The following is a 24,500-nucleotide window of genomic DNA, read 5'->3' on the forward strand; positions in this document are numbered from 1 at the left end:
TCATTATCCTGGATGTTCTCCTGTCGGTTTCCCTGTATGCTTTGTTCCATTCGGCAGGTAAGTCCACTGCATGGTTGATGGTTAGCCTGAGGCTGGTTTATGTTGCGGTCAAGGGGTTTGCCATTGTAGGGCTGTTTCTAGCCAGGGACTTGTATTCAGTTCCGGTTGAGACAGACGCAGGCCAGGCAGGCGTGTATGCCGCGCAGGCGATGCAGTTTTTGAAAATGCACCACTACGGTTTTGCTGTCGGGCTCATCTTCTTCGGCCTACACCTGATTTTCCTCGCCCTTCTTCTGCTGAAGGTCAACGGGATCCCAAAACTGTTTGCCTGGATGCTGCTGAGTGCCGGTGTAGGCTATGGCATGAACAGCCTGGTTAGCCTCTTTGCCCCTGACTTTGCTCTGTTGAAGATTACTGTCATTGCCGTTTTCATCATCCCCATGACCTTTTCAGAGCTGTCATTTGGCGTGTGGCTTTGGGTGAGGCACAGAAGCGCTGCACCTCCGCTCACAGCATGATTTGTCATTGTTTCCCGGAGATTCGTTTCCGTATTCTGCTCAAGGTCTCGGGTTTTATGCCCAGGTAGCTTGCCAGGTGATACTGGGGGACCCGGTTTATTAAATCCGGTCTTTTTTCCAATAATTGCAAGTAGCGTTTTTCGGGGCTCAGTGTTATGAAGGAGGAACTCAGGTTCTGATACTTCCCAAATTCACGGCTCATGAAGAGCCCTGACATTTTCTCAAGTTTGGGGTTCTCAGCATACGCGCCTTCGATTCTGTCCAGCCTGCCAATAACCAGTGTGGTATCTTCCTCGCAAATCCAGCTGAAGGTACAGGGAGCATTTTTAGAGGCGCTGTCAAAGGCCACTATTGCCTCCCCCTCCGAATAGAAATAAGTGCTCTTTTCTTCTCCATTGATGATTTCATACTGCCTGACCAAGCCCTGAATATTGAAATAGCACTCCTTGGAAACTTGCCCCTGCCTGAGCAGGTGGGTCCCTTTTTTGAAAGTCCTGTAGGGAACCACCTTCAGAACAGATGCTTTCTCTTCCTCCGTGAGCGGAACGTACTTTGCAATATACTCCAGGATCTTTTGTTCCATTCCTATGGTTGTTTCAGATTCATTGTCTACAACTCGGGGACATGCGTCAACAGGCGGTTATCTACCTGTGGACGGAGGTGGCCTGCTTCAACTTGGGTGTAGGACCAGAAGTTTTCAAAGCTATTTTACTTTTTTCCGTCCTGCTTCTTCAATATAAGCAATTTTGCGTCAATCCCTGCCTCCCACACGTGCTGAAGCCAGGATTACTATGAAGCCTTGGCAGGTGCAGGATGGTTTGGGCTAAAACTATAGCAGTCCCGCGAAACGCCAGTAAAATGAGTTTCAGGAAGACAGAGCCGGAAGCGCCCGCAAACGCAGCATGCCATAGGCGGGGGTTCCCACTTTGCCGTCTCAAAATTTAAATCCAGATTTTGTTTCGTGAGATGAGTAAGTGAAACAAAAGAATAACTCCATTTACAGGATGCGCGCTTCCCGATACGCTCTTCTCCCCTTTGTACTTGATGAGACTAAGTTGATTCAGGAGGTTAATGATGATAATGGGAAGGATGAGTTTAATGAGACCCATTAGGTTCATGAGGGACATTGACCTCATGAAGCAGAGGGGGGCAGGGCACAGCGCTGCAAGGTTTAATGCTTGGTGCCACCCTGGACGTAGCCTGTCTCATCAACCCGTCTCAAAAACAAAAAATCCCTTTTGATTCGGGAGACGGCCATGCGGGAATACGCGTACGCCGAGCTTCTGTGTCTGAGGGACTTCCAGATCCGGTTCACTCAGTATCGAGATTCGGGGGTTTCGCGAGACGGTTTATTCAAGGATTGGACAGTAACAGGTTTATAAGTCGCAGGAAGTTTTAGAGCATGCGATTAAGTTCTTTGTGTTAGTATCCAGTTCGATTTTCACATAATCCTTATCATCGCTCGCGGGGGTGTTGACGGTAAGTTTGCTACTCGCTTCTAACATATTGTTTTTATCTGCTGCCCGTGGAACCAGCCGGGCTAATTTCTGATCAGTGGAATAAGCTTCTTTTTCCCAGGGCGTGTGCCGGTCGTAGTCGCCGAAGTTGTAGAATGTTGTGCCTTTCCAAATCATCCTGTCTTCATGAGCTACCAGCTCTTTTTTTGCAAATTGTTTAACGTGGATCATTTCATGGGCTAGCACAAGCGATTGATATTCTCTGTTCAAATTAGCATCAACCCACACCCGGATAACCTGATCAGCATCTGCCAGCTTCAAAGGATAGGAACGGGTTATTCCATGCAGTGTTTTTGGCAGATTCTTCGATAAAATTATAGTCACTTGAATATTCTCCTGAATATCCAAGTGATCGAGGTATAATGCCGCTTGTTTTTTTATGTGTTGATGATTTCCGCTGCCCAAAACAGTTATGGCAGGACGAGAAAAGGCAATCTCCCCTGCTGTTTGCGCCATAAGCCAGCCTGGGAGCATGAACAGCAAAAGAAGGGAGCCGCATGTTGAACTGAGCCTCATAATTCCATTTGTTTAAAGTCCGCCACTTATTTTGGGCAAATGAAGCAGGAGACTTTATAGAAATCTTGAAGTTTCAGGGCTTACCCTCCAACAGGCTGGTTTTAAACTGCGGCTTCGGGCATTTTCCGGGATGGCGCGTCGAATAGCACCTCCAGCCTGTGCCAACCTTCCCGGTGCCGGTAACTCACCCCAAAGCCGTTCAGATCGCATATCTGCTTGACAATGGCCAGGCCAAGGCCAATCGAGTCAGCGCTCTGGTTATCTTTCTTAAAGCGCTGAAACAGTTGTTCCGGCTGTAACTGAGGGGGCCTCCCCGTGTTCTGGATAAGAAGCCTTGCTGACGTCAACGCGACCTTTACCCTGCCGCCCTGGTTGTTGTGGCGAATGGCGTTGCTGATCAGGTTATGGAGCAGGATGTCGGCCAGTGCGGCGTTCAGCCTTACCTCTGCCTCTTCCTCTATCTCCGTTTCCAAACCGATTCTCTTCATCAGGAAGAGCTCATGGTAGGCACGCAGGGCATGGTGCAGGAGCTTGCTGAGGTTTACCGGCCCGGTGGGCTTATACTCCTGGTTCTCCATTCTGGTGAGCAGGGTCAGGGCCTGGTTCGTTTTGGAGAGCCGCTCCACCGCCTCATGGGCTGCCAGTATGAGGCTGGCCTGCCTGTCGCTGATTTCCGTCTCCATCAGCAGTTCCAGCTTTCCCCGAATAACAGCCAGGGGTGTCTGCAGCTCATGGGAAGCGTTTTCGGTGAACTCCTTCAAAGAGCGGTAGTCCGCCACCGCTTTCCGGGACATTTTCTCCAGGAACTGGTTCAGCAGCCTGAATTCACTTGTCCGGGTGGGGCTGAGCCGAAGCGGGCTTTGCCTCGTCAAGGAGAAAGACTTCACTGCCTGCAGGGTCCGGTTGAACGGGGCGAGCATCCTCCAGGACAGAAACCGGCTTAGCAGCCCGACCAGCACCAGGAGGAGAGCAAAAGTCCAGCCCAGGGACTGAACCACCCCATCCGCTATCTCATCCTGCTCGGGCACTAAGTTGGAGGCGGCGATCTGGTAGTGCCTGTCGTTGATTTTATAAGAGGCGACCGCCCTTAGCTCCCGCTCATAATGCTGGTGCGGGGGGAACCAGGCCACCGTGTCCTTGACATGCATGGGAATCTCCCGGGCCGCCGGGTCCAGTTCTTGGATGTTTACCTGGTAGCCATCCAGCTGCCCTGTTTCGGTGCCTTCCCGCAGGTTCCGGGCCAACAGCTCGACCGTGTCCTGGAGCCGGCGGGCATCCTCCCGGATGATTTCCCTTTGCACGACGTGGAAGACAATGACACCGCCAACCAACAATACCAGCGCAGTCACGAGAAGGAACCAGAGGGTCAGCTGGTCGATTAGCCTTAGCCTGGGTAGTTTCATTAGCGGCCTGTGTCAAATTTATAACCTAACCCGTACACGGTCCCTATGTAATCCTTGCCGCCAGAGGATGTGATTTTCTTTCGCAGGTTCTTCACATGCTGGTACACAAAATCAAAGTTGTCGAGGCTGTCGGTGTAGTCGCCCCACAGGTGCTCGGCGATTGACTGGCGGCTCAGCACCCGGTTCTTGCTGATCAGAAAGTAAAGCAGCAGGTCGAACTCCTTCCGGGTCAGGTCCAGGAGCGTGCCGTTCACTCTTGCTTCCACGGCGGCGGCGTCCACGCTGATCTCCTGGAAGGTGATGGTGCTGTCTGCCCGGAGGAACTTGCGCCGGTAGATAGCCTTCAAACGGGAATGCAGCTCCGGGAGATGGAAGGGTTTGGTGATATAGTCATCTGCCCCCAGGTCAAGTCCCTTGACTTTGTCATCCAAGGCGTTTTTGGCTGAGATGATCAAGACGCTGCTTTCATTCTTCTCTGACCTGATCTGCCGGAGCAGGTTCAACCCGTTCCCGTCCGGCAGCATGATGTCCAGCACAATGCAATCGTAAGAATAGGACACCAGCTTATCCTCCGCCTCCTCAAAAGAGAAGCAGAGCTCGCATAGGTAGCCCTCACGGAGCAGAAAATCCTTGATGTTCTGCGCAAGCTCCCGGTTATCCTCAATGATCAGCACTTTCATAGTACCCATGAATGTAAGGTTCTTTTTTGAGGAAATCTTGAAGTAAGGTGCAGGTGGCGTTAAAACTCTCTGGCTGCTTATGCCTATTCCAAAGCGGCTTGCCGCATTTTTTCATTTGAAGAGCACGGAGCTCCATAGGCAGGTGCCCGGCGGGGGTGCTGCCTTCCCATCACGGGCATGGTTGATTGGTGCCTGTGGGTTTGCTGCTAACATCTTATGACAAGCAATAGCATGCCTCAAGCTCCTGTGTCCTAAACATAATTGCCGTTATAAGTATGTTAGGTCCAGCATGCTTATAATTAACTATTTATTAGAACAGATTCTGCTGTTGCTCTCTTGGAATATGTTGAATCACTTCAACAACCTCATAGCCTTTGTGAATGTAGTGGTTCACAGATTGATCAAAAACTCGTTTTATCTTTAGAACTACGACAAGAGAATCACCCTTAGAAAAGCTTCTTCCTTGGTCAATACTTCTGTAAAAGGTCTGATCAATCACTTTGGCGGTTATTTTCCGACCTTCATAGTAAAAATCAGATTTTAGCTTAGGATCAAAAGATAATTTGATGATGCTAAGCTTAGCGTCCGGCACATCAATGGTATCAGTGTCTTTTTCTATTATTTGGTTAGGCTCTGATAGTGCGCTAAAGTCTTCTCTAGGGATAGTTATTATAGGCTTTTCTTCTACATCAGTAATAGAAAATCCTGCAATTGATTCATCATTTTCCAGCGTTTGAAAGCTCTTCGAGATCGCTTCATTCACCGTGAAATTGGTCGTATAAATATTGTAGACATGATTGGTGACAGTTAAAGTCCCACCATTTTGATTTTGAATGGTTACACCATTATTTGAAGCAGTTTCCTGAGCTGGTTTTTTGCCTGCCAAAAATTGTTTCAAATTGTAAAGCCCACTAACTATTGCAACAATACTGGCCGCATCGGTAAGGTTGGCGCTATTAAATAAACCTGGGACTGATGAAATTAGATTTCTTATTAGCTCGATATGAACTAAGAAGCTACCCCTTTCCAGCGCCTTGATTTTTACATCTATTTTTGTCTCTGGTTTTAGCTCCCTATTTACCTCTTGGATAATAGAGTTTAAATGGATCAGGTAATTGACGAAGGTATTAGCGTCAATCTCATGCAGCTCACCATCGAATTTGACCTTAAATTCATTATCAACTGTTACGTCTTTTATGTTTTCTACCATATACATATTACATTCACAACAAATATTCTTTTATAAAAATGCCATGAATTCATTAGATTTTAACCCATCTATCCCTCTAAGGTAGATATGAAAAGCAGCTACCAAGAGCTTAATAATCATCAAAAAGTTAGGCAAGAAAAAGTGTATGCGAAGATATTTTAACCCTACACTACTTCCATTTCTGTAATGTGTTCAAAGCAGTAATATTCTCTCAATTTTATCCTCTAGAAGCGGCAACCGATCATGGTCTCCCAAATGGCACCCTAATATCTCTTCTCTATAGCGGTTCTTCCATATTTCCCCATACTCTTGCTTCAGATACTCCCTCACCTCATTTGGTGAGTTTGCAATCTCGTCCACAAGCCTTACTCTGTTGTCTGTGACATATACTATGTCCTCAAAGTCATGGCTGCTGCGCGGATCACCGCCTCGGTTGTGATAGGCTGAAAACTTTGTTGCCAAGAAATACGCTACTGGCAGGATGCGTATACGCAGCTCTCCTCCTGGTAAGGCAGTTTGGATTGACTGCTCCAGCCCAGGCTGGTACCAAGGATTGCTAAAACCCAATATTTTCGGGTCATCCGGCATCACGTCAATGGTAATACCCTTATAGGAGAAGCGGCAGATCACGCTGCTCTGCGGATCCGGGTGAAACTTTAGCTCTTGTAAACGCTCTTGAAGCCTGTTCCATGCTCCATAGCCTGCGAGAGAAACACTCAAATCAATATCACTGGTTGGCCGAACAGCATCGGCTGCGGGATCGTCGGCATACAGACTGAGCGTCGCACCGCCTACAAATACCATTTCCTGCCGAAGCTCCTGCAATCCATAGGCTACTTTTTTAATAACTCCTATGTTTACTGCTTTACCGTCCATTCATGATTCGCTTTTCTAACTCTATGCTTGCCAACTCTCTCTCACGTATTCTGCCCACTCTAAGTGCATCAACTAATGCTAACAATTCATGTAAGTTAGGGTTTCTAAGTGCGGCTTCCACAACGGTAGGATAAAGCGGTTCTACCGATTGCCCCCTTTCCGTTCCCTTTGCGTAGGGCCAGACCAGTTTCTCATTGCTCATGATCATATTGTTTAAAGGAGGTGCGCTAAATGCAGTGGGCACCCCCCTCACGATCGCGCCAGGTTCCTGCGGAAAGACATAGCGGAGGCCATGCGTTAGGAACTCAAATAAAGCATGCCGCATCACCTTTTTCTTCGACTTATCAATTAGCCCCGCCACGTAAGATCTATGGAGCGACTCCGACACCTCTGAGGCGCTGATATTAGCCTCCTGGGCAATGTCTTTCATCATCCAATGGCTCCCACCTTTGGCGATGATATCAAGCAGTACCACAATGTCCTGTGGACGCATACCGCTGTGCTTCTTCATGGTATTCTTAATTCTTGATTCGCGAATTGCAAATTAAGAAAAAAAAGAACAAGTACGCCTGCCTTAGAAAGACTGTGTACCAAAGCTATAAGAACTCATAACTAGTGCATGTCCTCCACCACATCCCAAAAGTCATACTCATGCACAAGGGAGATCCTATACCCTTCCTTGCGCATAGAGATGGCCTTCTCTACTTTCCTACCATAGCAGGCAAAGGCCCAGCAGGGGTTTCCGCTGTCGCCTACAATCAAATAATCTGTGCTCTTCGTCACACTGCCGCTGATAAGCCCCCCAAGCTTAGCCACCTGCGTCTCAATTTCTTTTCTGGTGGCTCTCTGAAAAAGGCCTGTGAAGCAGAATGTTCTACCGTCAAAGTGAATATCTGGGTTGGAGGTACAAATACCGCTAATCTTTATTTCGGCAATCTCACTGCTGATCTTTCTGCTCAGCTCTTTATCCGTCAGTTTTGCAAACTCATTGAAGTAGGCCATAAGGCGCTTTCTCTCCTGTTCGTCTACTTTCCCGTCCGACAGGACTGAGGTGATTAGGCTGCTGACTTCATCGTAAGGGTAATAGGTATCAAGGTGTGCGTGGCCATCAAGCCATTTGTCTAGTTCCTCTACCTCTTTGTCAGTAATCATCCCATCAGCAAGAACACCATGGCAGATGCCTTGGAGGATTTGCAAATCCGCTGTCGCGGCATCGTAAAAGACACTATTGTGCTCATATTGCTGACACAGCCAGACAAGGTCCTCCATCAGCTCTGGCCTGTTCGCGTCCTCGTTTACTGCTTCGTTTATCAGAAGCATCAGCTCTTTGAAGGGATTTCTGTTGACAAGGTCATGGTGCTTTGTGCACCAGCCCTGAAGCTCTTTGACTTCGGAGGCATTGACTTCTCCGTCCAGTTTTATGCCCTGCAGGATGCCCTTGAGGGAATTGATTGCTTTGTCTGCCTCGCTTCGGGTGGTGTGCTTCCGGTAGACTAAGCTGTCGTAGTTGCCTGTGCTCATTGGGTTTAAATTGTTATTGTTTAGTAGGACAAGAGATACACATTTAATATTCAATCAATGCACAGTCAGTTTAGATTGACTGCCTTCTAAGGCTACAGGAGCTGTGTTGTTAGGCACCGGCTTTACGCTGCTTAACAACTTGCGCGCCTCCCCAAAATCATAGTATCTCTCTTTAAGGATCTCGCCTTTGAATTTAACAGGCAGCATGGCACCCCACTTAGAGAAATCCAGCAGGGACTCGTTCTGCTGCACAGCCTGCTCTAGGTGAAAGTCCACATCATCTATAAAGAGAACCAGCTGTTCAAACAAGTCGGCCAGTAGGGTAGGACTGACAGAAAGGGTGAAGCTGCTGCTGTGCTCGTCATAGTCGTACCCCAGGTCAAGGCAATCCAAAAGAAAGGCAAGGCTCCTGTTGACCTTCGTGCTGGCAAAGGTGTAGAAGGTGGTTTGAAGTTCCTTCTCCAGAACTGGCCTTTCGGTACTATGGTCGCTAAGCGGGAAGACCGCGAAGTCTTTGCGCAGCTCAGCGATGGCTTCCTGGCTTGGCTCATCCAATTCAGAATAGGCAGTGTCTGCAAAAAGGATTTGAAGCATCTTCTGGCGAACCCGTGCATCCACCGTGCCACCACCCCCGAAGAAGATAGGCTTTTTACCATCGGAAGCGGGTGTCACTTCAATTTTCTTTGCCTTAAGATCCACGTATTTGATCTTCCATATCCTGGCCGCCAGCAGGATGTTCTCATCCTCCCGCACCTGCTCTGTGAGCGGTATCTGGCCGATTGCTTTTCCGGCATTCACAACCTTAAAGCTGGGTTCTGTCTTGAAGACGCTGTAGAACTCCCGGGTGTTTACAGCCCTTTCCCCCTCCACACCAATGATGAGCTCACGGTGGAGTACCTCCAGCCACTCATGCTGCACCAGCTCCTGGATGATCTCGTGAATTTCTGTTTCAGTGATCTCTGTAAAGGCGTGGTTGTCCATTAGCCTTCGGGTCAGCTCCTCCCTCATGCAGCCCGAGGCTCCCTTGACAGTGGAAAGCGCCTGGTGCAGCAATATGTCATATGGCTTCACGGCTGTCCTTACAGGCTCTATGTAACCCTCCTGGTACAACAGCCAGCAAGCCAGTGACTGCAGCAGGCTCCACTTGTCCGTGGCGTACAGCAGGAGCTGGCTCTTTTCGCCTTCCCTCCTGCCGCTTCTTCCCACACGCTGGATCAGGGAGGCGATGGAGGTAGTGGCATCCACCTGCACAACTTTGTCGACGGAGCCGATGTCAATGCCCAGTTCCAGGGTAGAGGTACAGGAGATGCAGAAATTCTGTCGCTGGTTGTGCTTTGCAAAATGCTCGACATACTCCCGGACCTCCTTGTCTACTGAGGAATGATGCGAGAAGTAGTGGGGATGGCCATTTACTTTTTCTGATATCCGCTTGAGTTTAACAGCGATCTCTTCCGCCTTGCCCCGGCTGTTGGGAAATATGAGCACTTTGTGGCTGCAGGTTTGCTTATAAAGGTCTTTGATTAGTTCCACCGGCAGTTCAGCAGTGGCTCCCTTATGGTACCGGAAGGAGGTGAGCATCTCCTTTGATGTCTTGTCCAGCAGTACCTTCGTATTACCCTCTTCCCCTGTAAATTTCTTCGCCTCTGTATAGTCGCCAATAGTAGCCGATAGACCGACTACATTAAATCTGTTTTTATTCACTTTGCTTAGGCGCGAAAGAATGGACTTCAGGTGAATACCGCGGTCTGTTCCCAGGAACGAGTGGATCTCGTCAATCACCACATACTTAAGGCTGGAGAAAAGGGCGCTGACACTGTAGGGGGCGTTGACAAACATTGCCTCCAGTGACTCCGGCGTGATCAGCACGATCCCCTCGGGTGCCTGCACCAGTTTTTTCTTCTCAGTCCTATTCGCCTCCCCGTGCCATTTGGTCACCTTCACATCCAAGTACTTGCATAGCTCTTCAATCCGATGGAACTGGTCGTTGATTAAGGCAATGAGCGGCGAGATGTAAAGCACCTGCACACCCGCCTCCCTAAAGTTTACTTTGGAGAGTATGGGCAGAAAGGCAGCCTCCGTTTTACCGGATGCTGTTCTGGAAGCAAGGATAAAATTGGCATCAGTGGATAAGATGTGCTGTATCGCCGCTCCCTGGATTGGGCGCAGTGACTCCCATCGTTTGTCACGGACATATCTGCGAATGGGTTCAGAGAGCAGCTCGTAAGGCATTAAAGCACCTCAATATTATCTACCAGACTGTCTACTTCCCTCTCGTCAGGCCGCTCGTCGCGTATCTCTATTTGTCCGAAGAGCTGCTTCTTGTCGACACCGGGATTCTGCCGGATGATGCTCAGTATATTGAGGAAGTCCCGGATCACCTCCCGTGGTGTCAGGAATTCGCTGGCTCCGGGTTTGTTAAACATCTCCTCCATAAAAAGATGGATCTCTTCGTCGGTGATATCCAATTGCACCTTATAGTTGAAATCTAAAATTGCTTTCAGCTTCTTGAGGAGCACGAATATTTCGTTGTGGTTAAGGGGCATCAGGCGGATCACTGGCTGCGAGAAGTCCCGCACTTCCAGCGTCTCAAACTTATTCGTCTCCAGCCGTGACTTAAGTGCCTGGTAGCTAAAGAGACCCCGGCGCTCATTCTCAAGCACTTCATGCGTTCCGGCGAAGTTGATGAAGAAGTTGTTGACCTTGCCCTGGAAGCAGTCGTTATAGATGGTCAGAATCTTCTCATAGTTCTTCTCACGCATGACGGAAGTAGAAATCTTATAAAGGTTTATCGCCTCATCCAGGTTGATCATGAACCCACTGTAACCCATGCTCACGAACAGCCTACAGAAGTTCTTGAGCATGTCGTAGTAATTCAGGTCGTGGATTATCTCGCGCACTCCCAGGTCCTGCCGGGCCTCCGTTTTGGTCCGGTACTCTCCCTTCAGCCATTTCAGGGCGCTCCTTCGCAGCTGCTCATTATCGCTGATGTAGCCCTCGTAGTACTTCATGACCACCATCCCAAAGTCAAAGCCACCCACATCCGTGATCTCATTGATAGTACGCATGATGCTGCCCTGGACCAGAGGCAGGTGCCGCTCGTCCCTGATCTCAGTCAGAGAAATGCCCTTGTCTTGTGCCGTCTTGGTAATGACCTGCTCAATCCATTTCTCCAGCAGTGTGGCCAGTGCCCCACCTTCAGGCTTCGTCTGGATGGATATGTTGTCCATGATAGCTGAGTACAGCGCCACAGCCTTTCCGTCGTTAGCATAAAGCCTGTTGTCTGGCGTGAAGTCAGCGTTGGCCACTACGAACTTCTGCTTCAGGGCAACTGTGTTGAGCAGGTGCATCATGAAGGACTTGCCGGAGCCGAAGTCACCGATCCAGAACTTGACCATGCTGTGCCCGTTCTTCACGTCCTCCAGGGATTTGATAAAAGCCTCTATTTCTGCGGACCTCCCCACGGTGATGTGCTGCACCCCTATCTTAGGGACAACACCTCCCAAGAGCGAATTAACGATCGCGGTGGCCTCCTTCGGTTTGATATTATCTATCATTTCTTTATGAGTTGTTGAAAGTAGTTTTCATAGATCATGTAATACTCGCCCTCTTCCTCGATTAACACGTCGTCCAGCTGTTCATAGCAGGTCTCGTTGATACTATCGATGAGTTGGTTCCGCATCTGTTTGTTGACTTTGGAGAAAACCTCCACCTCCTTCTGGGCAATAGTAAAATTATTATCGGCAAAAAGCCGCAGTAAATCACACTGTACGCCACTTAAAGCAATGCTATCCAGGAAGAAACCATCAGAACCTTTCGCCCTTGGAATCAAACTCTCAAAAGAGATTTCTTCTTCGATAGTATCCGCTGGGCCATTCTTAGCATCAGGTTGTACAGGCTCATCGTCCTCTTGAAGGTATTCATTCAACAGCTCTACCGTACCGGCATGCTGCTGCTGCACTTCTTTTATGGCATCTCTGTTGATCTGTATTTTCTTTCTCTTAGGGGCATATAAGCTGGATACAGCCTGAACGGCCTTCTCTAAATCCCGCTCCCGTATCAGTTCATTGATGATGGCTTTGAAATCGTTTAATTGCTCCTCAGTTTTAAACAAGCTTTTCTGGACAGTCTTGGTGAATTGCTTGTTATTGAAAGCAACGGATTGCAAATCATAGTACAGGTAATGGATATAAAGGACTAAAGCGGCCTCGCCGTCTGTTTTAGCGATAAACTTAGATGCTTCAAAATAAATATTCTCAAGCGAAGGGTTCTTTTTATTAAGTTCTCCAAGCTGTCTAATGTCCTTAATGAATTGCTTCCCGTCTGACCCTTTGGAACTGCCGGCGATTTCTTCAAACCTTGTCTTCCACCGTGTCGTGTTTTGGGCATTAAGTTCATTTTCGGTGGCCTCATCAGGTAAGCTAATGCTGCTTAGCAGCTCGGGAATAATGGCATTGATCCTGGTTGTCAGTTTCTCCTCAAACACGACTGCTACTTCTGGGATTGTGTGGTAGACAGTCTCTGTGCTTACTTTCCGTTTATGCCCGTAATACTCCCGGACGGCATTCTCGCAATGCTTAAAAATTGTACCGTAAAGCTCGTTGGAGGTTGATTCTATGCTATACTTATAGTTGTTAGAATTACTCCTGTACTTGAAATACTTGCGGGCAACTACATCGGACACAGCCTTAAATTCATTTTGTAGCGACGATCCCTCTACGGCACATCTGTCTCCTAATTTCTTTATAATGGCCAGGTAAAGCTTGCTCACCTCGAGTAAGCAGAATTCAACCCCACAGAAATTATTCCCCGGATCCCAGAGTTTGTTCAGCAGTACTGTCTCCTCCTCTGTCAGCGCCAGCTTTGTCTTATACTTGCTTCCCAGCTTCCAATACTCACTGCCATAGTTGCTCTGATAGGAGTTATAATAACTGTACTGGCTGCCTCTAAGTCTTTCTACCCCCTGCCTGTCACCTGCTGCCTCCATCTTCTGAATGAGGAAGGATGTTGCATAAGACTTTGTTTTAGGGTAGTGGTGCCCCAAAGCTGCCAGATCATCCTCCAACTTAGTAAGGTCTCCATGCTTTTCATACTCATTGGTTAGTAAATCGAAAAGGAGTATGAATGCATAGTTGGTGTTTCCTTCAAGATCAAGATAAACACTATTCAAAAACGATTCTTTAAAGCGCTTATAAAACCTAATCTGCGCTCCAGTAGCCCTGTTTATTTCAGCATAAGAATACACATACTGGTGGCTCCAGGTAGGCACCCCTAGATCCTGGTCTTTCTTAGTGGCATCTTGTGTCCTGTAGTTGAGCTTATAGGCTTCTCCTGTCACATCAATGATAGAGCTATCCTCTGTCACAGTAGTTTTATTCTCCATTCTTATAGGCCTTGCCAGCTTTCTTGCTTGTTCTTTATGCAGGGTATTTTCTCTTCGGGTCAGATTAAGAGCAGAAGGTGGGGTGCTAATTGGTTTGGCTGGAGAGAAGCTCTTGCTGCTTCCTTTCTTTTTAGAAAGCGCTGCTGTTATAGGAGGTAGCAGCAGTAGCCCCACTATCAAAGTTATCAGTGCGGCTAACGTATCACCGTTAACAAAGCCGCCAATGGATCCTAAACAAAAGAAAAGTCCAAAGAACCAACGGATGACGCTAATGAAAGTCTTCATGTACTACAAAGCTTGCTAGAAAAGAGATTTGCAATACAATATAAGAAAAAAGTATATACTATATTAGATTTATAAAAATAACAAGAACAAATGGGCCTATTTTATTATAAAGCATTGAAAATAAGCTATATAAATATGTTGTAAGTCATCTAATCTATAATCCAAGTAAAGAATACAGTATCTACTAAACATAAAAATACTTATCGGCTACCCTAATAAACGCTATAGTGCTTCCTGCATCATAGGGGACGTCTTCTAGAGATGCTTACCCGCTCCACCTGCGCCAAATGCCGCAATTCCCCCATCCATTTTCGCCCCTCTTGGCTCTCCACGAAGCGGCTGTGCATGTCGATGATGGCTGGCAGCGAGCGGGCGTAGCGCAGGGCCTGCTCCTTGGCCTTCTTCATCTCGCGGTCCCAGGTGCGGGTGTCGCGGGAAGCCGTCCCGGACTTTGTTTTCACCCGTTCCGCGCCCAGCATTTCCGCCTCGGATAGATAGGCTTTGTCGGAGCCTTGCTTGGCATCCAGCACAAAGCAGTCTTTCTTGTAGAGGTCGATGAAGTTGGTGCTGGTCTTGCCCTCGCCGTCGTCAAACACCACGGGCCGCTCAAAGGTATAGGTCGCCTCGTGCACCTTGTCGGACGCTGGCCTTGGATTCTCCACGCCCAATAGTTCACAAAGTTCTGAGAGGAATAACTGGTAATTGGTACGTTCCGAAGCGCCGGAGGCCTTCCAGCGGGATATAAATTGCGCGATGGCGGGGGGAGGGGTGTGGGGCATGGTTTGTTTTCAGGATCGTCTATAAAATTAAAGATGCATTATATAAAAATTTTACGATATTTACGCTGTTCAAACACGGTTTTAATTAACCCCGCAGCGTGCGCAGCTCCTGCGGGGTGGTCTGGGGCCGACATGTACCAGGCTTATATCTTTCAAACCCTTATACATCTTTATGAAAACAAATTTACTTTACCTGCTGCTTGTGCTCTTCATCTTCGCCGGCTGTTCAGATAACAACGAGGAAGCACCCGCTCCGGAGAAAACATACCTTCTCCAGCGGAAACTGTCCGAGACGACTTTTGCAAACGGAGGTGGCGTCACCATCGACTTGACCTATGGCTATAACCCAAAAAAGGAATTGGTCAGGATAAGCGGCGTAATTATCAAAGAAGATGAATTGGTGCCATTACATACTGACTTGTTCTATGATAGCCAAGGAAGGGTAACACGGGTAGAAAACCGCCTGGGCACCGTTTGGACAAACGAATACAACGATAAGAACCAGCTGGTAAGGTCTACCAGGAAATATAAGGACTCAGAGCCTTTCATCCACCTGCATTCTTACAATGCACAAGACCAACTGGCGGAGATAAAGACTTACAAACAGGTGGAAAGCCCGGAAGCTTATGTGGGAAATACGGTCATTACATACAGCAGCGGTAACCAAATACACATAGCAAGAGCTTCAGTGGCTGGAGAGGCCAAAGAGTACACCATTGTCACCGACAGCAATAAGAGAGATTTACCCGCGCTCCCGCATCAGATAACAGCCGAGTTCGGTGCAGCAGAAATCTTTGCAGAGCCTTACATCACAAGCAACAACATCGCTAGCATAGAAATTCTTGACAAAGAGACAAACCGAAAGGAGGGAGCAAGCTACCAGGCAGTCCGCACGTACAACGAAGGCGGACTGCCCGAAACATGTGTGAGACTTTTTGAGCACGGCTCTATCGAGAATATATCCTATACCTATTCAGCTGAGTAGCGCCTCTGAATAACTGGATTTAGCTAGCCAATCGCAGGTAGTTCCTGGTGAACGATGACAATTTCCCGCCTTTAGCTTAGGTGTGACCTTAACCCCATGCTCTCTCCTAGCGCCTGCCTGGAGAGGGCAGGGCTTCAGAAGCGTTATCTTATTCTATTTAGGTTTTCCTACTTATCATAAGAAAATTATTAAGACACGCATATAGCTAAAACAAACGACTGTTAATTTATAACAACCTGTGTTCTGCCACTTTTGTTTTTTCCAGGCAATTAAATACAAGCTTGTAAAATTCAGGGTGCGACTGCCATGTTTTCCCGGTAATAATTTTTCCGTCCTGAACGGCCTGTTCCGCGGTCACATAAATCCCCCCGCATGATTCAACTTCAAATTTTACATGCTCATAACATGCGATTTTTCGTCCATCTACCAGGCCAGCGGTTACCAATATTTGAACGCCATGGCAAATAGCAAAAACATATTTATCGCTGTTATAAAACGCTTTAACAATGTTTATTACCCGTTGATCATTGCGTAAAAATTCGGGTGCCCTGCCGCCAGGAATAAGAAGGGAATGGTAGTCACCAGGATTTACATCATCAAACGCAAGGTCAGATTCTATAAGGTAACCGGGACGTTCTATATAGGTATCCCAACCCGGTTCAAAATCGTGCATCACCAGGTTCATTCGCTTTACAGCAGGTGCTGCAATTACAGGTTGGTATCCGGCCTCCAACAGGCGGTGCGATGCGTACAGGATTTCAAAACTTTCACCTGCATCACCGGTGATAATAAGAATCTTTTTATTGAAATTCATAAAACTGATTTAGGATGACAGAACTTTAAATATCTGCAATATTGTATAATTAAAAAATTAGCAAAGCAAGGCATTCATAAATTTCCCGAAATTAAAAGACATACATAAATGTGCTTTACTGTGGAATATCTACTGAATCTTTACCTATCAAGGTTTAGAATGATATTCTGAATTAGGAGTAATAGCTTTTAAGACTATGCCAATTTTCTAACCAAAGGGTTACAGGACTACAGTGTGATGCTGAAAGCAGACACGTGTTACCCGGGAAACAAGCATTGCGGATAAGCCTTACTGCGTCGGCCCCAGGTCCACGCGGCTCTCCAGCGCCAGCTGTACCTGCAGAGGCACCGCTGAGAGCAGGTCGTAGCCGGTGGCCTGCTCGAGGGCGTCCACCGTGGTGCGGTAGCTTCCCCAGTCGGGGCGCACGCTGTTGCTGTTGGGCGTGTCCACGGCGATCACGCGCGTGCCGGTGCTTATCCGCTCCAGGTCATCCTCCCCGGCCTCCAGCACCACCAGCACCTTCCAGATCCGCGCGGGCACCGTCACCCTGCCCTGGTCGATGGTTTTTGCGCTGCCCTTGCTGCCGGTGCCGCCCTCCCCGTAGCTGCCCATCACCACGTACACCTCCAGGCCCTCCCGCACCAGCTCGCGGGTGTAGTCCTCCAGGTTGGCCCACGTCTCCTGGTTGTTTCTGGGGGCCTGCGGGATCATGTTGGTCATCAGGAAGGTGGCCGAGTTGTCCTCTTCCGATCTGGTGCGGTCGGCCGAGGGTGCGTTGTGGCCGCGGTCAAAGCCGCTGCCCGTGTAGCTGGAGGCCGTCACCCGGTACCAGCCCCCGGGCAGGCGGGGGTCGGAGCGGAAGTCATCCTGCCGATCGGCCGCGCCCAGCCAGTCCCGGCCCACGTGCCAGCTCACCCAGTTGGGCGTGCTCCGTTCGCGGCTGTAGGAGAGCGCGTACTGGGCTTTCAGCAGCAGGTAGTTATCGGGGTTGCCCTCGTCTGCCGTGGCATTGCTGGGGTTGCCCAAGAGCAGCTGCTCCTCTTCCAGTGTGAGCGTCTGCTGCGGGGCCACCTCCGGGTCCTGGCAGCCACTTAAAACGAGAAAGAGAAACAGGAGGCAGCGGTAGTGTCGTCTGAGCATAAGCGTGGCGCTAGGCAGCATATTTGGCAAAAAACAAAGTTAAGGAACTTACTCCAGCAATCCCTCCAGGTCGATCCCCTCCAGGTATGGCGCCAGCATGCCGGGATCCCTGAACCCCCTGACCAGCAGGATCTCGTTTCCCTCCTGCGCGTACCACACCTCGGCGAAGAATGCCCTCAGGTCATAAAGCGCCACGCTGCAATCCCTCTCCTGGCGCAAGGCAAGGAACCGGCCGTGCCGCCAGACAAGGTCCGCCCGCTTGTTTAGGGAATAGTGGCTGAACAGGAAGAGGTTAAGCATGGCCCTTGCTTGGATTAGGTACTTTTTTGTACGCTGGCATGTTAGGAAAGGATTGCCTTTCTAGAATAGACAACCCAGCGCTGCGCATCTGTCAAACCGCTATTTTTTTCAGCGTAAAACTAAAAAGCCACCTGGCTGCCAGGTGGTTTTACGAGGTGCCCAACACTACCCCCCCGGGCCGGCTCCTCTGTGTTTCGGTACGGCAATCCGGTTCTTTCGCAAAAGCTCCTCCAGCGCCTCTGATTTGTTGCGCTCCCCATCCAGCCTTTCCCTCACGGCCTGCAGCTTTTCCTGCTCCTTCTCCAGCGCCTGCTTGACCGACCGGAGCTCCCGCTTTGCAGACTGTAGCTCCCCCTGCTCAGACTGAAGCGCCAGCTTTACGGACACAAGCTCCTGCTCCGCTGTCTGTAGCTCCCGCCTGGCGGCCTGAAGCGCCTGCTTTGCCGCCCCAAGCTCCTCCTGCGCTGACTGCAGCAGGGCCCTCAGTTTCTCCTGCCCCGGGTCCAGCAGCATTTCCCCTTTGCCCGTCAGGAGCCAGTTCAGGTCCAGGTCGGGAAAGGCGGTTGCCAGCGCTGTCAACTTCTCCGCGGGGGTCCTGGAAGCGTTGTGCTCGATCATCGCGACCTGCGCTTTCTTCACCCGCAGGACAGCGGCAAAGTCCTCCCCCTTGAGTTTCTTGCTCTTGCGGTACGCCCGGAGCCTGCCGCCAAACGTGTTCAGGTCAGTCATATAAAGACAAGAATGTGCTGTTTCTCCGCGTACGCGGTTGTAGTTTGCAAAGGTTCATCATGCGCCCTGACGGCGCTTCTCGTTTTCCGTTAGGGGCTTTCTGCACATTTAGTTAAAATTCACCCGCTCTCGTTCACCATGGGCCGCATGATACATACACCCCTTACCGGTACACGATTTCAAAGAAGTTAAACCCGGCCGCCTCGCCGGCAGCGCCCCGATGCACCAGGCCCGGTCGCGGGCTGCGGTCCCAGGGGGGCAGGAAATCACCGCTGTAGTAATCCCCCGCTGTTTTGACTTCTTTCCAGGCTTTTCCTCCTTCGCTCCAGTAAAACCGGCACTGATACCCTTTCTCCACTTTCATTTTCAGTCGCACGGGCGTGTCCCCTTGTATTTTTTCTTCCCTTAAGACCCGTCTTCTCTGGTTCCTGGCTTCCCACACCGTGACCGTGTTGCCCGTCACACCCACGCCCACAGACTGGCCTGCGTCGCCGTAGAGCACTAAGCCCTGCAGCGCAGGGTTGCGGCTGGTCACTTCGGTGGTCATCTCATAATCGCCGGCCAAGGGGCGAACGGTTAGCGCAGTGCCCGTCAGGTTTGCCGTGTCGGTTTGTCCGGACAGGTACAAATGGCCTTTATCCATCTTCCATTCCGGCTGGCTGTTGCGGAAGTCCCATTGCCAGGCGTAAGAAAGCGCCGCCTTTGAAAAGTCATCCCTGAACCCCCTGATGGCCGCTGCCTCTTCCCCCAGGGGTTGTAGCGCGGGCCACCCGTCCTGCCCATCCCACTGCACCTCGGCCAGCATGCCCTGCCTTCCGGTATAGACCCCGTCCGCTTTGCTGTAGGCGTGGTATAGATAGAAGTCTTTCCCTTCTTTGGAGGTCACCAGGGTGCCGTGGCCGCTGCATTGCCAGGCTTCCGTTTCAGCCAGCAAGGGATTTCCCGCGAATTCGGTATAAGGGCCCCGCAGCGCGGCGGACCGCGCCACGGCGACCTGGTAACTGCACTGGCGGCCACAACAGTTACCCGGCGAGTAAAACAGGTAATAGAAGCCGCCCCGCTTCACCAGGCACTGTCCCTCCATGCCCTTTCCCGCATCATCCCGAAGCAGGGTGAACGGCTCCCCCTCCACCTTCAGGCCGTCGTCCGAGAGCCGGCTGCCCAGGATCTCGATAGGCCGCTGGTCGAGCCCGTAGGCCTTCCAGGTTATGTACAGCTGACCGCCCTCCTCGAGCACAAAGGGGTCGATGGCCTCTTTCCCGAACGCTAATAATATGCCCCGGTCGGTAAAGCCCTTTCCCGGATCTTTGGAGGTGGCCACCCCGATGCAAGAGACGCCGTCGCTTTTTCTTCTGGCCACATAATACACATAATAGGTTCCTTTCCGGTAAAAAAGCTCGGGTGCCCAGAAAGACCCCGCCGCCCAGGAGGGCGTTTGGCTGAACACATAGCCAATCGGTTGCCAATGCAGCAGGTCGGTGGATCGGAACAGCGGAAAATGAGGCGCCCATTCCGATGAAGTCCCCGTGGCATAATATATATTGCCCCTTCTGATGAGGGAAGGGTCGGCGAAATCGCCCGGTATGACCGGATTCTCTTTGCCCTTGCTGCTGTCTTGCGGGTGGTTTCCGGGCGTTTCTTTCAGGCCCGGGCTTTCCATGTTTTCTTTCTGAAAGGAGCCTTCCGCCTGGCTTGGTAAAAGACAAAGCCCGGGAAAGGAAAAAAGCAGCAGCAAAAGAATTCTCATGTGGTCGGATCGGTTATGAATACACCTAAAGTAAAGATTTTTTTCGAAAGCAGGGGCGTATGGGCTTTGCAGCAAGCACCCTGGCTTCGGCTCTTTCTACCCGGCGCCAAGGGGGAAACGGCGCTATCGCCTGTTTTCAGCCGCTGTTTTGTGGCTAATCCGGCTTTATCCCCCTGTGATTCCAGTTGCCGGTCCCGCCCACGCAGGCACAGGCGCCGGCGTCACAGATGCGCTTCAGGAAACAAGGCCCGCTCTCTTTCACAAAGCGCCAGCTTCTGTACCGGTGCAGGCCCCCCGTTCCGTACGGCCGGATTTCGCGGAATCGGAACCATCAGATGCTTGCCCCTGGAGGTAACCCGGCAAGGGATGTGCAACGAACATGCCGCGGAGGCTCCCAGGATCCTGAAAGGAGGCAGGTCTCGATTCCGAGGAGCCACGCTTCCAAAAAACCAGCTGCTCCCGGCTTGTCCTGCATGGACCAGGCAGTTGAATTTTTCGAAGGAGTGCATAGGGGCAGGAGGTGAGGAAGGATGGGATAAGTACAAAAGGGAGGGGGAAGGCGTCCCTGCTTTGGCTGGTGGGGCATGCCGTCGACGCGGCCATTCCCGCTACTTTCTTAAAACCTGCTCCATGGTCTTTCCTTTCGCCAGTTCATCTACCAGCTTATCCAAACAGCGAATCTTCTGCATGAGTCTGTCTTCGATTTCCTCCACCCGGTAGCCGCAAATCACACCGGTGATTTTTGAGGCGTTTGGATTCAGCTGCGGGGCCTGTGCGAAAAAGGCCTGGAAATCATTCCCTGAGTCGATTTGTTGCTGCCATGCTTGTTGGCTGTATCCCGTCAGCCAACGGATGACCGCATCGACCGCTGCCTTTGTGCGCCCCTTTTTCTCCGCTTTTAGAACATCATGCGGATAAACACGGGCAAACGGTGTTGTGAATATGCTGTGCTTTCCCATTTTCTATGTTTACACGACCTGTGCCTTTTTAGCCAATAATTTCTATCTTAACGCCGGAACAGACAAACAACACCATGTACACAGGGATACAGCATCTGCACTCTTACATGACATACCTGGTGCTGCTGGGTGTGCTGGTCAGCTTTGCAAGCGCACTGGCCGGCATGTTCGGCAACAGGGTATTTACGGCTGGCGACAGAAAACGGGGGCTGCTGGGCCTTATACCGGCGCACCTGCAGGGGGTAATCGGGGTGATCCTATACTTTGTTTCCCCGCTGGGCGCCTCCAATTTTTCCGGCGAGGCCATGGGCGACTCCACCGCCAGGCTCTACCTGCTGGAGCACCCGCTTACCATGGTCATCGCCCTGGTGCTGCTCACGGTTGGCTACTCCCGCGCCAAGCGCACGGCGGGTACAGGGAAAGGCTTCAAAAGCATCGCTGTTTTCTACGGCATTGCCTTGCTGCTCATCCTGCTCCGCATTCCCTGGGGTGCGTGGCCGGGAAACGAAGCTTAATCAGTGATTTCTCAACTCATCTCAGGCCGAGGCAGGTGCTGCCTATTTATTTCTTTTTTGTATGTTGAGGTGCCGAAACGGAGTTAGGTACTCAGCCACTGCATGCATCACATCAGAAGAATTTTAATCATTGACGATGACGCCACGAGCGTATTCCTCACCAAGCGCACGCTACGCGGCATGTACGCGGGCGCAGATATCAGGACAGCGGAAACCGGTTTGGAAGGGTTGAGGCTGCTGCAGGAGGCCGCGGCGAACAGGCAGCCCCCTGAGCTTCTCCTGCTGGACGTCAACATGCACGGGATGAATGGCCTGGCCGTGCTGGAGGAGTTGGGCAGGCGCAGGCTGTTGAACCTGATTGACACCAGGATCGTGCTGCTGACCTCCACCCTGGACCCGCTGCACATTGCCTTTGCCAAAAATCACATGGCGGCGGCATACCTGCAAAAGCCCCTCACCAGGCAGGCCCTGCTACGTGTTCTTCCTTGACGCCGGCCCCTCCCCTTAAGCGGCCATGGCGGCCGGGGGCAGCGCTTCCCTGCGCTCCTCCGCCTTCAGGCCCAGGATGTAGCTGGCGGCCCTGAACGCCCTGGTGCCGGCGGAGAGGAGCATCGTCTTATCGTCTTTCAAACTACCGGCCCAGCCCTTGAGGTAAGCCACGGAGTTCCCGAACACCGCCTCCCGGATGCCGGTGAAGGCGCAGAGGAAACTGGCCCCCATCTCGGCGATCAGCTCCTCTTTGCTGTAGTCCTCCTCCGCGAGCCGGCCGGCCTTCTCGGTGAAGCGGCTGAGCCTTTGGGGGTGGCCGGTGGAATGGATCAGCTCATGGAAGAGCGTGGCGTGGTAGGCGTGGGGGGAGGCAAAGCACTTCAGCTCCGGCAGCTGCACCCGGTCGCTGACGGGGGCGTAGTAGGCCTGCGTGCCGCCGTGCCCGATGTGGGGGCGCGGCATTGGGTAACTTTCCACCACCTGCTGGCAGGCCGCTATCACCTGCCACTCGGTGTGCTCTACGGCGGCAGGGAGGGCCAAGTCCGCGCCCGCTATCTGTTCGATGTTGAACACGGTCCAGATGAAAGGCACAAACTTTCTTGCAGGCCCCTCTTTTTCCCCTTCTCCCTGCCCTGCCTCATTTTCACGGGCTTTCCCCTCCCTGATTTTCCAGTAGACAATGGGGGTGCCCTTTTCGCCCTTCTTCACGTGGCCGCCCAGCTCAAGCGCCTGCCGGAAGGTGAGGAAATAGGGCGCAGCGAAGCGCCGTTTCTCCGTGACGTGTTGGAGGTAAAAGGCGTTGAAGCCCTCGTAGGGCCGCCCGGACAGGTAGTTCTTCGGCAGCCCGTAACAGGTCCAGGGCTGCTGCCAGGGCACGCGGCCCTGCGCCAGCTGCGCGATGACCTCGCTTGTCACCTGCTGGGCCAGCCGGTTGAATTTTTCGTAGGCGTTCATAGAAGTAAACGGTAAGGTAGGACGGGATAAGTACAAAAACAGGAGGTTGCAGGGAGTCCCTGCTTTCACGGGTCAGTCCCCGGCGGGCTTCTTCCCGGAGGGCTGGTTTTGGAAGGCAGGCAGGCCGCTTCCCTGCAGCAGGGCGTCGCGCATCCGGCGCAAATCGGACAGGAGGCCGGCGTAGTGCACCCCGTAGGTGGCGGCATCGCGGACCAGGTACTCCGAGAGCAGCGTGTACGCCTCGTCCAGGGAGCGGGCCATCTCCAGCGGGGTGTCCTCGGCGGTGAGCACCTGGAGCAAGGGGGCCGCGTCAAACGACCCGCCGGGCGTATGACGGTTTGTCACCAGCCGGTAAAAGGGCTTCTTCAGTTCCGGGGAGGGGGTGGGTTCCTCCATGCTTTTCCCGTGCGGGGCGGACGTCTCCATAGGAAAGGGTCATGCAATGTGACGGACGGGGAAAGCCCTGCCCTGCAGGAGATGCGTCAGGTCCTGCACGCGCCCGCGCTCGTCCGTGGACTGCAGCGTCCGGGCTCCTTTGCTGATGGCTACCTTCACCGCGCGCTGCCTGGTGGTGTAGTCGAGGCTGCTGGCCTTGCAGATCAGCTGCCCTTCTCTGGTTTGGAATGTTGCTTTCATAGTCTGAATATTAGGCATACCCAACATTTATAATAAATAAAAAAGGGCTTATTGAAATGCCTTTCTTATTTATACGATCAAAACAGGCCTAATGTTGGGTATACCCAACATTTATATAATAAATATTACTATTTCCTGTTTTTCCTTTTGTACTCGATGGGGTAATCATTCAGGCGTGAAGGCGGAAACTTGTCCGTGTCAATATACCGTTTGGTTTCGCCGTCCATTGTCCGTTCCTCCACAACCTCTACAGCCCCTCTTTCAATACGTCCATAAATTGCGGAATCCGACACGCCGCAGAGCTGCGCGTATTTGTATGGGGTAACGAATCGTGGATGTGCTTTATTTGCCATTTAATGCGCTTTACGCAAAGCTAACCGAGATGTTAGGTATACGCAAGATCTGCTGCAGCAATTCCTGTGTTTGCCTTATTGATTCTTTTTCCCTTTTGTATTCATTGCTATCGGCTCATTTCCTGGCAAGATCAACGTCAAACACCCACTGGGCCACTTTTATGTTCAATAGATCAGAGGTCCGTTTTTGCATT

General features: G+C 51.1%; 26 protein-coding genes. 4 read left to right on the forward strand and 22 right to left on the reverse strand.

Annotated elements, in window-relative coordinates:
• Window positions 1–518, forward strand: a 518-nt coding sequence (locus ABD920_RS22135) for a DUF4386 domain-containing protein (RefSeq protein ID WP_345162441.1), incomplete at its 5' end; no start/stop codon positions are given.
• Window positions 519–522: 4 nt separating this feature from the next.
• Here ABD920_RS22135 and ABD920_RS22140 read toward each other — a convergent pair.
• From ABD920_RS22140 to ABD920_RS22195, 12 genes are all read right to left on the reverse strand, one after another.
• Window positions 523–1,101 (reverse strand): Crp/Fnr family transcriptional regulator, encoded by a 579-nt coding sequence (locus ABD920_RS22140; protein WP_345162443.1) that lies wholly within the window; start codon window positions 1,099–1,101, stop codon window positions 523–525.
• Window positions 1,102–1,894: 793 nt separating this feature from the next.
• Window positions 1,895–2,551, reverse strand: a complete 657-nt coding sequence (locus ABD920_RS22145; protein ID WP_345162445.1) for a hypothetical protein — start codon at window positions 2,549–2,551, stop codon at window positions 1,895–1,897.
• A 101-nt stretch (window positions 2,552–2,652) separates the two neighbouring features.
• Complete coding sequence (locus ABD920_RS22150; protein ID WP_345162447.1) at window positions 2,653–3,954, reverse strand: sensor histidine kinase; 1,302 nt, start codon at window positions 3,952–3,954, stop codon at window positions 2,653–2,655.
• On the reverse strand, window positions 3,954–4,643 hold the full coding sequence (locus ABD920_RS22155; protein WP_345162449.1) for a response regulator transcription factor: 690 nt from the start codon (window positions 4,641–4,643) through the stop codon (window positions 3,954–3,956). Before ABD920_RS22155 ends, ABD920_RS22150 begins: the two co-directional genes overlap by 1 nt.
• Before the next feature lie 301 nt (window positions 4,644–4,944).
• A complete protein-coding gene (locus tag ABD920_RS22160) occupies window positions 4,945–5,844 on the reverse strand; it encodes an LAPAL motif-containing putative phage structural protein (protein WP_345162451.1) in 900 nt (299 codons plus the stop codon).
• Between the two features lie 192 nt (window positions 5,845–6,036).
• Window positions 6,037–6,720, reverse strand: coding sequence for a nucleotidyl transferase AbiEii/AbiGii toxin family protein (locus ABD920_RS22165; RefSeq protein ID WP_345162453.1), 684 nt, complete (start codon window positions 6,718–6,720; stop codon window positions 6,037–6,039).
• The gene (locus tag ABD920_RS22170; RefSeq protein ID WP_345162455.1) at window positions 6,710–7,231 is read right to left on the reverse strand and encodes a hypothetical protein; all 522 of its coding nucleotides are present in this window, start codon (window positions 7,229–7,231) and stop codon (window positions 6,710–6,712) included. Before ABD920_RS22170 ends, ABD920_RS22165 begins: the two co-directional genes overlap by 11 nt.
• Before the next feature lie 101 nt (window positions 7,232–7,332).
• Window positions 7,333–8,241: a BRCT domain-containing protein gene (locus ABD920_RS22175; RefSeq protein WP_345162457.1), complete on the reverse strand. Its 909-nt coding sequence runs from the start codon at window positions 8,239–8,241 to the stop codon at window positions 7,333–7,335.
• Between the two features lie 54 nt (window positions 8,242–8,295).
• Window positions 8,296–10,470 (reverse strand): DEAD/DEAH box helicase, encoded by a 2,175-nt coding sequence (locus tag ABD920_RS22180; RefSeq protein ID WP_345162459.1) that lies wholly within the window; start codon window positions 10,468–10,470, stop codon window positions 8,296–8,298.
• Complete coding sequence (locus tag ABD920_RS22185; RefSeq protein ID WP_345162461.1) at window positions 10,470–11,795, reverse strand: ATP-binding protein; 1,326 nt, start codon at window positions 11,793–11,795, stop codon at window positions 10,470–10,472. Before ABD920_RS22185 ends, ABD920_RS22180 begins: the two co-directional genes overlap by 1 nt.
• Window positions 11,792–13,906: a tellurite resistance TerB C-terminal domain-containing protein gene (locus ABD920_RS22190; protein WP_345162462.1), complete on the reverse strand. Its 2,115-nt coding sequence runs from the start codon at window positions 13,904–13,906 to the stop codon at window positions 11,792–11,794. Before ABD920_RS22190 ends, ABD920_RS22185 begins: the two co-directional genes overlap by 4 nt.
• 239 nt (window positions 13,907–14,145) lie before the next feature.
• Window positions 14,146–14,685, reverse strand: coding sequence for a type IIL restriction-modification enzyme MmeI (locus tag ABD920_RS22195; RefSeq protein ID WP_345162463.1), 540 nt, complete (start codon window positions 14,683–14,685; stop codon window positions 14,146–14,148).
• 172 nt (window positions 14,686–14,857) lie between these two features.
• Between ABD920_RS22195 and ABD920_RS22200 the strand changes: the two genes are divergently transcribed.
• Window positions 14,858–15,670: an RHS repeat domain-containing protein gene (locus ABD920_RS22200; RefSeq protein WP_345162465.1), complete on the forward strand. Its 813-nt coding sequence runs from the start codon at window positions 14,858–14,860 to the stop codon at window positions 15,668–15,670.
• 226 nt (window positions 15,671–15,896) lie between these two features.
• Here the strand turns inward: ABD920_RS22200 and ABD920_RS22205 are convergent, their stop codons facing one another.
• The 6 genes from ABD920_RS22205 to ABD920_RS22230 form a co-directional block, all read right to left on the reverse strand.
• Window positions 15,897–16,484: a DJ-1/PfpI family protein gene (locus ABD920_RS22205; protein WP_345162467.1), complete on the reverse strand. Its 588-nt coding sequence runs from the start codon at window positions 16,482–16,484 to the stop codon at window positions 15,897–15,899.
• A gap of 288 nt (window positions 16,485–16,772) precedes the next feature.
• The gene (locus ABD920_RS22210; RefSeq protein WP_345162469.1) at window positions 16,773–17,624 is read right to left on the reverse strand and encodes a DNA/RNA non-specific endonuclease; all 852 of its coding nucleotides are present in this window, start codon (window positions 17,622–17,624) and stop codon (window positions 16,773–16,775) included.
• Between the two features lie 48 nt (window positions 17,625–17,672).
• Complete coding sequence (locus ABD920_RS22215; protein WP_345162471.1) at window positions 17,673–17,924, reverse strand: hypothetical protein; 252 nt, start codon at window positions 17,922–17,924, stop codon at window positions 17,673–17,675.
• A gap of 165 nt (window positions 17,925–18,089) precedes the next feature.
• Complete coding sequence (locus ABD920_RS22220; RefSeq protein WP_345162473.1) at window positions 18,090–18,653, reverse strand: helix-turn-helix domain-containing protein; 564 nt, start codon at window positions 18,651–18,653, stop codon at window positions 18,090–18,092.
• Between the two features lie 163 nt (window positions 18,654–18,816).
• The gene (locus tag ABD920_RS22225) at window positions 18,817–20,400 is read right to left on the reverse strand and encodes a glycoside hydrolase family 43 protein (RefSeq protein WP_345162475.1); all 1,584 of its coding nucleotides are present in this window, start codon (window positions 20,398–20,400) and stop codon (window positions 18,817–18,819) included.
• Window positions 20,401–21,008: 608 nt separating this feature from the next.
• On the reverse strand, window positions 21,009–21,359 hold the full coding sequence (locus ABD920_RS22230; RefSeq protein ID WP_345162477.1) for a DUF2200 domain-containing protein: 351 nt from the start codon (window positions 21,357–21,359) through the stop codon (window positions 21,009–21,011).
• Between the two features lie 74 nt (window positions 21,360–21,433).
• Here ABD920_RS22230 and ABD920_RS22235 point away from each other — a divergent pair, with 74 nt between their 5' ends.
• Both ABD920_RS22235 and ABD920_RS22240 read left to right on the forward strand, forming a co-directional pair.
• Window positions 21,434–21,874 carry a hypothetical protein gene (locus ABD920_RS22235; protein ID WP_345162479.1) on the forward strand — a complete coding sequence of 147 codons (441 nt, stop codon included), beginning with the start codon at window positions 21,434–21,436 and terminating at the stop codon, window positions 21,872–21,874.
• A 102-nt stretch (window positions 21,875–21,976) separates the two neighbouring features.
• Window positions 21,977–22,363 carry a response regulator gene (locus ABD920_RS22240; protein WP_345162481.1) on the forward strand — a complete coding sequence of 129 codons (387 nt, stop codon included), beginning with the start codon at window positions 21,977–21,979 and terminating at the stop codon, window positions 22,361–22,363.
• A 15-nt stretch (window positions 22,364–22,378) separates the two neighbouring features.
• Here ABD920_RS22240 and ABD920_RS22245 read toward each other — a convergent pair whose 3' ends face one another.
• The 4 genes from ABD920_RS22245 to ABD920_RS22260 all read right to left on the reverse strand — a co-directional run bounded on the left by ABD920_RS22245 (window position 22,379) and on the right by ABD920_RS22260 (window position 24,306).
• Complete coding sequence (locus ABD920_RS22245) at window positions 22,379–23,317, reverse strand: ArdC family protein (protein ID WP_345162483.1); 939 nt, start codon at window positions 23,315–23,317, stop codon at window positions 22,379–22,381.
• 72 nt (window positions 23,318–23,389) lie between these two features.
• Entirely contained in the window at window positions 23,390–23,743 is a 354-nt protein-coding gene (locus ABD920_RS22250) for a hypothetical protein (RefSeq protein WP_345162485.1), read from the reverse strand.
• A 9-nt stretch (window positions 23,744–23,752) separates the two neighbouring features.
• Window positions 23,753–23,953, reverse strand: coding sequence for a hypothetical protein (locus ABD920_RS22255; RefSeq protein WP_345162487.1), 201 nt, complete (start codon window positions 23,951–23,953; stop codon window positions 23,753–23,755).
• A gap of 128 nt (window positions 23,954–24,081) precedes the next feature.
• The gene (locus tag ABD920_RS22260; RefSeq protein WP_345162489.1) at window positions 24,082–24,306 is read right to left on the reverse strand and encodes a hypothetical protein; all 225 of its coding nucleotides are present in this window, start codon (window positions 24,304–24,306) and stop codon (window positions 24,082–24,084) included.
• Between the last annotated feature and the right edge of the window lie 194 nt (window positions 24,307–24,500).

It is taken from the genome of Pontibacter saemangeumensis, from assembly GCF_039541895.1.
Taxonomy (GTDB): domain Bacteria; phylum Bacteroidota; class Bacteroidia; order Cytophagales; family Hymenobacteraceae; genus Pontibacter; species Pontibacter saemangeumensis.